The sequence below is a fragment of the Leptolyngbya sp. AN10 genome (assembly GCF_050565645.1).
GTDB lineage: Bacteria > Cyanobacteriota > Cyanobacteriia > Leptolyngbyales > Leptolyngbyaceae > Leptolyngbya.
In genome coordinates, this window is sequence record NZ_JBNXVP010000028.1 from 29,583 (window position 1) to 41,845 (window position 12,263).

Below are 12,263 nucleotides of genomic sequence, written 5' to 3' on the forward strand. Positions count from 1 at the left end.
AGATAGATCGAGCTTGCTTGGAGGAACACAGTATGAGTACCGACATTGTTTGATACTCGTAAGTGTTGGAGTTTTATTGTAGTCAATCAAATCGATCAGAGATCGATTTAAACCTCACCTAATCTAACCGATTATTGCACCCGTGGCGATTTTGCAAAGCGTCGTAACAATAGCGAGTTGGTGACGACACTCACGGAGCTAAATGCCATGAATGCGCCCGCTGCGGCAGGACTCAGTAGAATTCCGAATGATGGAAGGAGTATGCCTGCGGCGATCGGGATTCCGAGTAAGTTGTAGGCGAATGCCCAGAACAAGTTTTGCTGGATTTTGGCAAAAGTAGCTCGACTGAGACGGATGGATTCGACGACATCGCCGAGTCGATCGCGCATTAAAACGATTCCCGCAGTTTCGATCGCGACATCGGTTCCAGATTTGAGAGCGATTCCGACATCAGCTTGAGCCAGTGCAGGCGCGTCGTTGATTCCATCTCCGACCATTCCAACTCGATGTCCTTCGGCTTGGAGTTGGGCGATCGTATTCGCTTTTCCATCCGGGGGAATTTCAGCCAAGACATCTGAGAGTCCAAGATCTTTCGCGATCGCTTGTGCGGTGATTTGTCGATCGCCACTCAGCATTAATACTCTAAGATTCAGATTTTTCAAAGCTTCGATCGTCTTTTTCGCATCCGGTCTGAGTGCATCGGAAACGGCAATCATGCCAACTGAAGATTGGGCAGCGACGTAGACGATCGTTTTCCCTTCGGAAGCGAGTTGATCAGCTTGCGATCGTAGCGTTTCAGGAATTGCAATCTGATTATTCTCTAACCATTGCGCTGTTCCTAGAAAAACTTGCTGCTGAATCGAATCAATTTCAACTTTGGCTGAAACGCCGTATCCTGCTTCCGTGTAGAAATCTTGAGCGGGAAGAAGCGGTAGATCTTTGACAGCTTGTAGAATTGCAACAGCTAAAGGATGTTGAGTTCCGCTTTCAACGGTGGCAGCAATTTGAAGAATGCGATCGCCTCCAATCACGTTCGTGACAACGGGTTTTCCTGTGGTCAGAGTTCCGGTTTTATCAAAGACGATCGTATCGAGATGATGCACCTGCTCTAAAACATCACCGCCTCGAATTAATAATCCGCGTTCGGCTCCCACTCCTGAACCGACTAGAATCGCGGTCGGAGTTGCGAGTCCTAGCGCACAAGGGCAAGCGATGACGAGAACTACGATCGACAATTTCAAACTGAGCAGCATCGGGGAAGGATGCGCCATCATGCCCATATCGTGAGCGTGTTCTAAACCGATCGTCCATTGCGGTAAATTTGTCCAAATCTTTGTGCCGATGAACTCCCAGAAAAGGAACGTGCAAAGCGCGATCGACAACACTCCATAAGTGAAGTAACCCGCGATCGTATCGGCTAACTTCTGAATCGGAGCTTTACGAGCTTGAGCCGATTCAACTAAATCGATAATTCGCGCCAGAGTTGTATCTTTTCCAACGCGGGTGACTTGAAGCACGATCGCACCGGATTGATTGATCGTTCCTGCTGCGACCAGATCACCGGGTTGTTTTTGAACAGGAATCGATTCGCCTGTGAGTAGGGATTCGTCGATCGTCGTTTCACCATTCACGATTTCGGCATCGACTGGAATTTGCTCACCGGGGAGAACTTGGAGCCATTCACCAATGCGAACATGAGCGATCGGAATATCGATTCCGGTTTGAGTTGCGCCATCTTTACCGATGAGTCTTGCCGATCGAGGTTGGAGAGCGGCTAAAGATTGAAGGGCTGCGGCGGCTTGTCCTCGTGCGCGTTGTTCGAGCGTTCTACCAAGCAGGATGAAACCAACCAGCATCACAGGTTCATCGAAGAAACATTCCCATCCCAACTGAGGAAAGATTAAGGCGACGAAACTCGCGGTAAAGGCAGTGAGCGTTCCCAAACTCACGAGTGTATTCATGTTTGGGGCATTGCGGCGAAGACCTTGCCAACCGTCCACGATCATCGATCGACCAGGGAAAACCAGAGCCGCGATCGCGAGTCCGCAGTGAAACCAAACATTGCTAAGACCGAGAAAATCGACGTGAAGATGACCGATCGTAGAAAAAGCGAGGAGAAGAATGGCGATCGCTAACTGTCGAGTTTGCCGCTGCATTTCGGCTTGGCGGCGTTCGGTGAGGTCAGGAACCTCGAATTGATCAGCAGTGCGGGGTTCGCTGGGGAAGCCTGCTTCGGTGAGTTTGGCGGCGAGAATTTGAGGATCGATCGAGCGATCGCATTCGACTGTGGCGAGTTCTGTGACCAAATTCACCGTAGCGGACTTGACACCCGGTTGCTGGGTGAGTTGTTTTTCGACGGCTCGGACGCATCCGGCACACTTCATTCCGGTGACATCGAGCGTAACAGTTTCAGTCGTTTCAGTTGTAGGGGGTAAAACGGTTTGAGACAAAATCAAACGCTCCGATCAAAAAAACATCTCCTTTCTTGAGCGTAGAAGATGTTTCGCCGGATTGGTTAAGAAGTTTCAAGTTTTTTAGTCTTTCAGCGTGTCACGACGGAACCAGAGGAAGTAGAGTACTAGACCAATCTGAACCGGAACGAGGATCAGATAGTTTTTTAGAAAAGGATTGATATCGATCGAGGAAAAAGCATTGAAGTAGCCCATTCCTAGAATGCTGTACAAGAAGAGGCGCGAGGATTTTGAAAAGTTTTGCATAGCGAAAGTGATAGAGAGCAATCCGCAGCCTAAGAGGGTGTTTGAAACGTATCGTTCACCGCATTAACCCGCCCCAGAATTCCATTCCGGAGCGGAATTAAACGAAGTGAAGAGGCTTTTTATCCTTTTCAAGCATCCTCTAAGGAGATTGATCGAAAACAAATTACCCGCTGTCTTCGGCTTCGCTCAGTCAGCTAGAGATCGCGCCCTGAGCGAAGCCGAAGGGCAGTCTTTCAAGCGGTAAGCTCTTTCGTAGAAATCTCCTAATATCGATCGCACGACATTAGACTGCATTTCGTTAGAGCCAACCTTTTTTGTTGTTGATGTAGGTATTGATAAACTCATCATCGCTCTTGGTGAGATAGATGATTCCTTCGACCAAGCCCAGAATTCCGGTTAAGCCGCAGGTTGGAAAGAAAGCTACCAGCATAATAATGCCTTCGGTTGTGTAGCCTAAGATAAACTTGTGTACGCCAAATCCGCCCAACAAAATGCCGCAAATTCCTGCTGCGACCTTCTTACTTGCATCGCCCGATGTATTACCTGTCATGTATTTAATTTCCTTTTGAAGCTCATCAGTTCTGCTGGCAGTGTACCCCAGCATCAGGAGTTATGGATACAAACTTTACATTTGAGAGCGTAGAATTACTGAATGATTTCCTATAAGAGTTTAGATCTGTACCGTAATTACTGAGACAGTTGAGGAAGCACGATCGATGCAATGATCAGTCATTATGAAGCGACTGGCTAACTATCTCTACAACATCAGACCGAGCAAAGCAATTCTCTGGTGCTATCTGATTTGGTATCTGGTGACGGTTTACTTTTATTTCGATCCGTCACCGAAAATTTGGGCGAACTCGATCGGGATTAGTGCAGTGGTCGGAACGGCGTTGCTCCTCAGTGTTTCTGCTCAAGGTCGAGACTTTTGGCAAGTTTTTCGGCTTTATTTGATGCCGTTCTGTGTGTCTAGCTTTTCGGCACTGATCAAAGAGCAAGGATTCTTTGTAGTAATATCGCCACGAATTCAAGAAACGATCGTCGCTGTAGCTTTGTGCGGATTGTTTCTCGGTACGATCGCATTCGTCAAAGCTACTAGGAAGCCTTGATACAAGCAGCATCTAATAGCGTGAATCGATCGCTATTAAAGACTGAACAGCGTGAAAGTTTACTGAGGGCTGGAGTTTTTTCTAGATTGTTGAGAGCATTCGTATAGGCGGGCTGAAAGCTTTCGAGCCAATCCGCTTTTTGTAAAAATTCAGACGTGAAGGTTGTATTCTCAAGGAGCCAGAATTTGATTTGGTATTGGTCGATCGCGCTTTTCGCCAAAGTTAAATCAGAACTATACTGCGCTTGCATCACGTCAATAATCCGCTGCCGAATTTGATTGTAGTATCCAAGATGAAAGGGAAGCGAATGTTCTCGACTAAATAAAACCGATCGTTGAGCAAACGTTGAAATGTTATTTGCCTCGTCTGATAATGTAGCAACTAATGTATCTTTGGGCTGCGATCGCAGAAATTGATAAAGGGCTGCATTGTTGCTCACTCGATAATTCGTGCTTGGAAAGCTACTCGAAACTTGAGGATACAGCAGCAGAACGATACCGAGAACAAGCACTAAACTTAGCTTAGTCACAGTGGATCGAAAAGCAGCATCAAGTAGAAGCGTGAATACGATTCCAGCAGCGATCGCTAAAACAATCCGAAAACTATGAGTGGTGTATCGAGTTGGAAAAAATAATCTTAGTAACAGTAAATGAGCCGCTGTATAAAGTCCCAAAGACACCCAGATAATTTTAGGAAGAACTGAGATTCGATCGTTAATTCGCTGCACTAGCGGAAATCTCGATCGATATCGCATCAAAGTAGGTAATAACAATCCTAGCCAAATTAACGGCGGCATCAAGGGCGGAATGATTCCACTATGTTCACCGATAAGCCAGAATTTCCAAGGATTCGGATTAAAGAAAGGGTGTCTGCCACCTGGATAGAGTTCGGGTATCGTCAACGCTTGCGATCGCGTAATTAGTGGCGCAAATTCCGCAGACGAAAGCGCATAGGGAATCAATGCGATCGCGCTTAATCCAATTCCAATAAACACAGTTAGATTCGCTTGAAATCGAAGCTTTCCAGATTCCCAGTGCCAGAGCTTGAGAGATAAAAGGATAAGAGTAATGAATACAAGCGGTGGATAGATTAGCGCTTGGAGAATTAATACCACAATGAGGCTCGATCGCTGATTCCGAATAAGTGCATAGAGAAACGCTAAAAAGAGCGGAGTCACAAACGATCTCGGTGTTGCAGAACTCAGATCATCTCGAAACCATAAGCTTTGATTGAGAAGCAGCGTTGAGGTAAAAGCAGCGATCGGAATCGGGAACAATCGCAAGCAAATTGCAAAACTGTAGAGTGTTGCAATCAGTCCTAAGCCAACTGGAAGCACTTTACTAAACCAAAGCGGCTCGATTCCAAACATTGCCATCAATTGATAGATTGCAGCATATCCAGGCGGCGTAATTGATCTGAAATACTGAGCAATTAGATCATTCGGTAACAAGGACGGATCAATGAATCGCTGCATCCAAAAGACATATTCTCTTGCATCGTCCTGGACTACGTATTCAGCGCGAAAAGCTTTTTGAAGTGCGAGAGCGCCATAGAACAGAGCAAAGCCTAGAGAGAGACTGAACCAAAGTACGATCGACAATCGATCGATCTTTTGACCAGACGGAATTAGGAATCGATGGATGCGCGAAATGAGCATTGATAGAAAATCCGGAAGAGAAATGCAACTCAATCACAATCTTCTTGAGTGAGTGCAGATTGATTCACGAGGTGAAAAGCAATCTATCACTAGATACTGTTGAGAACAACTTGGATTGTAGCGTTTCTAATACTACTAGATTAAAAGTAGAGTCGCTGAGAAGATTCATTTTAAGAACTTGCAAAGTAGTATTTCTAACTTTGGAAGCTTAGAAAATTTAATTACTCTCTGTAATTTGCAAGTTACATTTGCAACTGAAACAACTTGAAAAGACATAATGTTTGCATATAACGCTTAGAGGGTGTTTGAAAAGTATAAAAAGCGGCTTTGCTGCGTTGCGAGTTCGCCCGGAAATGAATCTCCGGGCGGGTGAATGCGATCAACGATTACTTCTCAAACACCCTCTTAGATAAAGCTCTAGATTGAAACTTGAAAATTTTCAAGCAGGCTGACTACAGCTAGGGGCATTATTGTGACGAAAAAATAAAGCGGTGAAGCTCTGGAAAAATGCGTTTCCGGTTCCTAAACTTGCCTAATTTTGTAAGAAAGGTTAAAAATCTGACTTACAGCATCATTGTCTTACATAATTTTTGAGCAGAACTCAAGACGCAACGAACGTTCTACATTGCCTCGATCGCAGTCTCGCATCATTATCAGGGGAAATCTCATGACGCTCATTCTTAAAACCGCGAAGGACACTTGGTTGCTACAACGGAAAGCAGATCCAACAGAGTTATCAGACTCAGAAAAGGCTCCCATCTCTGCGAATTCGGAATACTCGATCGAAGCTTGCCAGATCGACGAAGCTTTTCTGCAAATTACACTGAGTGCTCCCCTGGATGATCAAACAGAGTGGTTTATTCATGCGGATTGCACGATCGCGTTCACACTAGCCGATAGTCCCGTTCCTTTAAGGCTTCCGCGCCCCGGAAGTATAGGTGGCATACAATCGGCTCAAGGACCTAACGACCCAGAGCCTAAGATCTCTCCTACCCCAAATCCGAAGCCCTCTCCTAGACCAAGACGCTTCTAAATCGTCATTTTAGTGAATTTCAAATAAGCCCACTGTTGCAGGTGGACTGACCCGAAATAAACTTTCACAACTGTCGCGATGCTTCACACAGCAACACTCGTCGGGATTGCTATCTACTATCTATCCTCATTAGGTGCATGACCTCCTTAAGCTCTATCGAAGCGATCAAGCTCAAAATTTTTGTGTCTTACTCCCGCCGCGATCAAGCCTGTGCGAAAACACTCATTACCGCACTCGATCGACAGCAACAATCAACCTGGATCGATTGGGAAGATATTCCCCCGAATGCCGATTGGCGAGCCGCCATTCGAGACGGAATCATCACAGCACATACGTTTTTGTTCTTGCTCAGCCCAGATTCGATCGCGTCTGAAGAATGCCGTAAAGAACTCGAATACGCGATCGAACACCGCAAACGGTTGATCGGAGTCGTTTGCCGCGATGTGAATCCTGCTGAGACGCATCCCGCGCTTGCCGCATTGAACTGGATCTTCATGCGCTCTTCTGACTCCACCGATCAAGCGCTACACCGACTGACTGAAGCGATTAACACCGATCTCGACCACGCTCAAATTCACACTCGCTGGCTCATTCGTGCTCACGATTGGCAACAGCACGATCGCGATCCAAGCTTACTGCTGCGGGGTCAAAGTCTAGAAGCAGCGGAAAATTGGCTCGTGCAAGCAGCGGAAAAACAACCCATTCCATCACTGCTGCATCGGGAATACGTCGCGGCAAGTCGTAAGGCAGAATCTAAGCTCCAACATCGAACGATCGCAGGTGTGAGCGCAGGGTTCATTCTGACCTCAATTCTAGGGATCGTGGCATATTGGCAGTATCAAGCTGCCGAAGCGAGTCATAAGATTGCTCAAGCTGGCGAAATCAAAGCCTTAACGGTGTCCTCAGATGCTTTGTTTCCTCGACAAGAGTTTCAAGCGCTTTTACAAGGAATCCGAGCCGGTCGATTGCTGCAAAAAACACCGTGGCTCGATCGCGCAACTCGGCTCGATGTGATGTCTACATTAGGCAAAGCAATTTACCGAATTCGAGAACACAATCGCCTAGAAGGACACAATCACTGGGTCAGGCGAGCGGTCTTTAGCCCCAATGGACAAACGATCGCATCTGCAAGTGGAGACAAGACCATCAAGCTTTGGCAGCGGAACGGAACGTTGATTCGGACTTTGAAAGGTCACACAGCAGCCGTGCGGGATGTAAACTTCAGCCCCGACGGAAAGATGCTGGTGTCTGCAAGTAGCGATCGCACAATCAGACTTTGGACAGCAGATGGCACATTAATCAGAACAATTCAGGGACATACTGACCGACTCTCCAGTGTAAGTTTTAGCCCCGATGGACAAATGTTACTATCGAGCAGTGATGATGCAACTGCTCGACTCTGGAAGCAAGATGGAACCCAGATCGCGCAATTTACAGCGAGTCAAGATCCGGTTGAGTCGGCAAAGTTTAGCCCGGATGGAAACACGATCGCAACTGCGAGTATCGATGGAAAGATATACCTGTGGAAGCCAGATGGAACCAAGATTCGAGAGATCAATGCTCATCAAAATAGCGCGATCGACATTGATTTCAGTCCGGATGGACAAACGATCGCGTCTGCGGAAGTGAATGAGGGTGAGGTGAAGCTCTGGACGCTGGAAGGAAAGCAGATTGGTCGCTTACAAGGACACCGCAGCACCGTTTATCAAGTGAGTTTCAGTCCAGATGGTCAGATGATTGCAACAGCGAGCGCAGATAAAACTATTCGATTGTGGAAACCAAATGGAGTCGAGATCGCAGTTCTCAACGGACATAACAGCCTCGTGAATGGGGTGAGTTTTAGTCGAGACAGTCAAACGATCGCATCTTCAGGTCAAGATAAAACGATTCGACTCTGGCAACCTTCTAGCTCCAGGATGACGATTTTTACTGGGCACACGGCGGATGTGAACAGCGTGAAAGTGAGCCGAGATGGTCAGTTTTTGGCTTCTGCGAGTCATGATACAGCCGTCATTCTTTGGCAGCGCAATGGTCAGATCATTCGCACCCTCAAAGGAGCAACCGATAAACTGTATTCGGCGAGTCTCAGCCCGGATGGACAAACGATCGCAGCAACGGGCAGAAACGGAATTATCTTTCGTTGGAAAAAAGATGGAACTCAGCTAAAACCATTCAGCGGTCACACGCACGTGATCAATGAGGTTCAATTCAGCCCCGATGGACAATTACTTGCTTCCGGTAGTAATGATCAAACCGTGAGGCTTTGGACGCTTTCAGGACAATCAAAACCGCTAAAGGGACACACCGGAATTCTATGGCGCGTCAGATTTAGCTCCGACGGACAAACGATCGCATCTGCGAGTGAAGATCAATCGATTCGCCTGTGGAAGCGAGACGGCACCCTGATTAGAGAGATTGCTGATGCTCATACAGGCGGTGTGCGAGGAATCAGTTTTAGTCCAGATGGTCAGATTTTGGCTTCATCAGGCGATGATAAAACCGTGAAGCTGTGGACGATCGATGGCAAACTGATTCGACCTCCCCTGCTTGGACACACTGATTTAGTAACGAATGTGCAATTTAGCCCGGATGGTCAAATCCTGGCATCGTCAGGTGATGATCAAACGGTTCGATTGTGGAAGCGAGATGGAACTCCGATCGCAGTACTCACCGGATACGAAGATAGTGTGTACGGTTTAGACTTCAGCCCGGACGGTAAAACCTTGTACACTGCCAGCGACGATCGCCGCGTCACCGCGTGGGATTTGACTGATTTAGACTTAGATACCCTATTAAAGCGAAGCTGTAAATGGGCAGGAGATTATCTTCAGAACAATCCGAATGCGGATCAGAGCGATCGTGAGTTTTGTCAGCAGATGATCAATCGTGAGTAATGATCATCGCTCTACAGTGTGTATGTGAAGTTCTCGACTAGCATCCCAGGAGTCAGAAAGCCTCCTAGATTTCGATGGCTGTATGTTCCAACATCAGGAATAAACTCTCGGAAGCTCGTGAGCGCGATCAAGTTCTCGCCCCAGAATTGATAGAGACTATCATCAAATCGAAGATTCTCGATCGGGGCAACAATTTCACCATTCTCAACCCAGAAGCAAGCATACCGAGTCATTCCGGTAATTCGTCCAGTCGGTCGATCGCTCCAATTGAGATAGTGCAGATTTGAGAGATACAATCCTGTCCCCAGTTCTGCAAGGGTTCGATCGTGTTCTAAATCGCCTGCGAGAATTTCCGGCGATCGTAGTTCTTCGCCACCTGTTGCACCATTCGATCCAAGCCCGTATTCTTTCGCAGTTCGCGATGAAGTGAGCATATTAATCAATTCACCGGATTCAATCAGCGAAAGTTCTAGAGGTGCAATTTCACCCAGTTCATTGAATCTAGGAACTAATCCTGATTTGAAGTTTTCTTTTAGCGTGAACTTCGGAGATAGCTTCTTTTCCCCTCGTCGCATTGCACTAAAACAGCTTCCACCTTGTTGATGAGAAGCTTCACTAATCCCACCCCAGGAAAGCATCGTCATGAGTTCCGAAACAGCAGCAGGCGCAAGATAGGTTCGATACTGTCCGCGCTGAATGGATTTTGGTGGTTGAGCCATTCGAGCTAACTGCGATCGAGATTCTTCGATTTTCGCTTTGTAAGCTGAACTATCCCAATTCGATCCGGCGAATGTTCCTTTTACTGCTTGTCCATCATCAGTAAACAATGAGTAATCAAGCGAATAAGAATCCGTTGCAAACCAATGTGTTTGTCCCACTGAATCCGCATAAGCTCGAATCATTGATCCAGCCGCATAGATGCCTGTGAAATCTAGATCAGAAACAACAGGTAATAGAGTCGAAACGACTTCATCCGGTTCAAGCAACTGACCTGTGTGAACTTCGCGGCTCGTATTGTGACCAGCAGGAAGCACAAGAAACGGATTTTTTGGCAGTTGTGCAACTTCTTCGCGCAGAGTCTCGATCGCGGTTTTCGCGGTTTGTCGATCGCTCTCGAAATCTCCAGTAAAGGGAAACTCTCGATAGCTACTCCGCTGATTGTGCATTAACACTAACTGCAAGTTCCCATCATTCACGGTTCCCGTTTGGCGAACCTTCGCATGATTGAACCGAGTAAACTGGCTCTGCTCACTCTCTAATGTGAGTGTGAATTGTTCATCTGGCTTCAATTGGCTCCGAATCTCATCGACCAATTGATTAAAGCTTTGTTCTAACATTATTCTCCACCGCCAAACACTTCAATATTGGCAAACACCGCGATCGGGGAACCATGCCCTACGGTGATCGCTTGATTCGGTTCACCCTTTCCGCACATTGGTGTGCCATACATTTGCCAAGTTGATCGATCTCCGACTGCAACCAATCCACCCCAGAACTGAGGCGTAATGCTGCGATAGTTCGGATTTCTCAAAGTCGTTGTCAACTTACCGTTTTCGATGCGTTTGGCATATTCACAACTGAACTGGAATTTATGCCGCTGATCATCGATCGACCAAGAGCGATTCGATTCCATATAAATTCCGCGATCGATTCCTGCAATCAGTTCCTCAAAGCTCTTATCTCCAGGTTCAAGGTTCAGATTCGCCATTCTATCGATCGGCGGTCGATTCCAAGAAGATGCTCGCGCACAAGCAACACCTTTTACACCCGTTCTCGCTTGACTTTCGAGGCTTCCAACTCCACGCTGCAAAATGCCTTCTTTGATCAAATATTCACGGGTTGCGGGTGCGCCAGTGTCATCAAAGTTATAGCTTGCGAACTCTCCAGAAACCGTTGGATCAAACGTAATGTTCATCAACGGAGAACCATAGACTAAGTTTCCGAAGTCTTGGAGTTTCACAAAGCTTCCGCCTGCATAGTTCCGCTCATCGCCTAAAATACGATCGAGTTCCAATGGATGCCCAACGCTTTCGTGAATCTGTAGCAGCATTTGATCCGGCGCAAGAACCAGTGTCGTCGTCTCACTCGGACAATCCTCAGCCGTCAAAAGCTCGATCGCTTGTGCTCCAATTTGTTGAACCCGCGCCCACAAATCTGGAGTAATGAAATACTCTAATCCGCCCTGATAGCAGCTTGCAAGCCAGCCATTATTCGATCGACGTTGTACCACGCCACCTTCTTGAGCCGTCGCAGAATAATCCGTCCCAATCCGAAAGAAATGCTGGTACACTTCCGATCCATTACTGCTCACGAACCAAGTTTCTGTCTCAGTCGTCAATGCGGTCGCACTGGATTGCACGATTTGATCCGACACCTTGAGTTCGCGAGTAATCTTTGTCAGGATTTCATTAATCTCTCCTGGACTCAGCGCATCAAACGGCTTTGCCAATGGAGAAACGTACTGTCCAACGACTTTCGGACGGGCTGAAATCGGAGTCGAGTAAATATTCCATTCCGAAGCCGCGATCGCTTGACGATATGCCGTTTGTGCCGCTGCTCGAATGCCTTCTAAGGTCAGCACATTCGTGGCAGCATAGCCGATTTGCCCCTTGACTAAGACTTCGACCATTACGCCTTGAGTCAGCGAGGAGCCATTATTTTCGGGAATGCCATCACGAACTGAGCGAGTGGTAGATGCTTCCTTCATCGCTCGCAGTCCCACCCAGTCAGCGGGAATGTCGATCGCATTCAGGAATTGTGATAGTTCAGAGATCATGGAGCGGTGTGGATAATTCAGGACAAAAGAGCGCGAATCTCCAGCGGAAAACCTGCCATCGGAGATTAGTCATTATA

At 47.1% G+C, this 12,263-nt stretch carries 9 protein-coding genes; 3 read left to right on the forward strand and 6 right to left on the reverse strand.

Annotation, left to right across the window (positions count from 1 at the left end):
• Nucleotides 1-131: 131 nt before the first annotated feature.
• The 3 genes from ACQ4M5_RS29425 to ACQ4M5_RS29435 form a co-directional block, all read right to left on the reverse strand.
• Nucleotides 132-2,450: a heavy metal translocating P-type ATPase gene (locus ACQ4M5_RS29425; protein WP_430679344.1), complete on the reverse strand. Its 2,319-nt coding sequence runs from the start codon at nucleotides 2,448-2,450 to the stop codon at nucleotides 132-134.
• Between the two features lie 84 nt (nucleotides 2,451-2,534).
• The gene (locus ACQ4M5_RS29430) at nucleotides 2,535-2,717 is read right to left on the reverse strand and encodes a hypothetical protein (RefSeq protein WP_430679345.1); all 183 of its coding nucleotides are present in this window, start codon (nucleotides 2,715-2,717) and stop codon (nucleotides 2,535-2,537) included.
• A gap of 298 nt (nucleotides 2,718-3,015) precedes the next feature.
• On the reverse strand, nucleotides 3,016-3,267 hold the full coding sequence (locus ACQ4M5_RS29435) for a TM2 domain-containing protein (protein WP_430679346.1): 252 nt from the start codon (nucleotides 3,265-3,267) through the stop codon (nucleotides 3,016-3,018).
• Nucleotides 3,268-3,451: 184 nt separating this feature from the next.
• Between ACQ4M5_RS29435 and ACQ4M5_RS29440 the strand changes: the two genes are divergently transcribed.
• Entirely contained in the window at nucleotides 3,452-3,826 is a 375-nt protein-coding gene (locus ACQ4M5_RS29440; RefSeq protein WP_430679347.1) for a hypothetical protein, read from the forward strand.
• On the opposite strand, the gene ACQ4M5_RS29445 is transcribed toward ACQ4M5_RS29440, so the two are convergent.
• On the reverse strand, nucleotides 3,813-5,483 hold the full coding sequence (locus ACQ4M5_RS29445; RefSeq protein ID WP_430679348.1) for a hypothetical protein: 1,671 nt from the start codon (nucleotides 5,481-5,483) through the stop codon (nucleotides 3,813-3,815). The genes ACQ4M5_RS29440 and ACQ4M5_RS29445 overlap by 14 nt on opposite strands.
• Nucleotides 5,484-6,150: 667 nt before the next feature.
• On the opposite strand from ACQ4M5_RS29445, the gene ACQ4M5_RS29450 reads away from it, so the two are divergent.
• Nucleotides 6,151-6,516, forward strand: coding sequence for a hypothetical protein (locus ACQ4M5_RS29450; RefSeq protein ID WP_430679349.1), 366 nt, complete (start codon nucleotides 6,151-6,153; stop codon nucleotides 6,514-6,516).
• A gap of 137 nt (nucleotides 6,517-6,653) precedes the next feature.
• Complete coding sequence (locus ACQ4M5_RS29455) at nucleotides 6,654-9,410, forward strand: toll/interleukin-1 receptor domain-containing protein (RefSeq protein WP_430679350.1); 2,757 nt, start codon at nucleotides 6,654-6,656, stop codon at nucleotides 9,408-9,410.
• An 11-nt stretch (nucleotides 9,411-9,421) separates the two neighbouring features.
• Here ACQ4M5_RS29455 and ACQ4M5_RS29460 read toward each other — a convergent pair whose 3' ends face one another.
• The gene (locus tag ACQ4M5_RS29460) at nucleotides 9,422-10,747 is read right to left on the reverse strand and encodes a TldD/PmbA family protein (RefSeq protein ID WP_430679351.1); all 1,326 of its coding nucleotides are present in this window, start codon (nucleotides 10,745-10,747) and stop codon (nucleotides 9,422-9,424) included.
• Nucleotides 10,747-12,186, reverse strand: a complete 1,440-nt coding sequence (locus tag ACQ4M5_RS29465; protein ID WP_430679352.1) for a TldD/PmbA family protein — start codon at nucleotides 12,184-12,186, stop codon at nucleotides 10,747-10,749. The genes ACQ4M5_RS29460 and ACQ4M5_RS29465 overlap by 1 nt, the downstream gene beginning before the upstream one ends.
• Between the last annotated feature and the right edge of the window lie 77 nt (nucleotides 12,187-12,263).

What these genes read in the sequence shown, in the direction of transcription:
- ACQ4M5_RS29430 (WP_430679345.1), bottom strand. Translation starts at nt 2,717, where the DNA reads ATGCAAAACTTTTCAAAATCCTCGCGCCTCTTCTTGTACAGCATTCTA.
- ACQ4M5_RS29435 (WP_430679346.1), bottom strand. Translation starts at nt 3,267, where the DNA reads ATGACAGGTAATACATCGGGCGATGCAAGTAAGAAGGTCGCAGCAGGA.
- ACQ4M5_RS29440 (WP_430679347.1), top strand. Translation starts at nt 3,452, where the DNA reads ATGAAGCGACTGGCTAACTATCTCTACAACATCAGACCGAGCAAAGCA.
- ACQ4M5_RS29445 (WP_430679348.1), bottom strand. Translation starts at nt 5,483, where the DNA reads ATGCTCATTTCGCGCATCCATCGATTCCTAATTCCGTCTGGTCAAAAG.
- ACQ4M5_RS29450 (WP_430679349.1), top strand. Translation starts at nt 6,151, where the DNA reads ATGACGCTCATTCTTAAAACCGCGAAGGACACTTGGTTGCTACAACGG.
- ACQ4M5_RS29455 (WP_430679350.1), top strand. Translation starts at nt 6,654, where the DNA reads ATGACCTCCTTAAGCTCTATCGAAGCGATCAAGCTCAAAATTTTTGTG.
- ACQ4M5_RS29460 (WP_430679351.1), bottom strand. Translation starts at nt 10,747, where the DNA reads ATGTTAGAACAAAGCTTTAATCAATTGGTCGATGAGATTCGGAGCCAA.
- ACQ4M5_RS29465 (WP_430679352.1), bottom strand. Translation starts at nt 12,186, where the DNA reads ATGATCTCTGAACTATCACAATTCCTGAATGCGATCGACATTCCCGCT.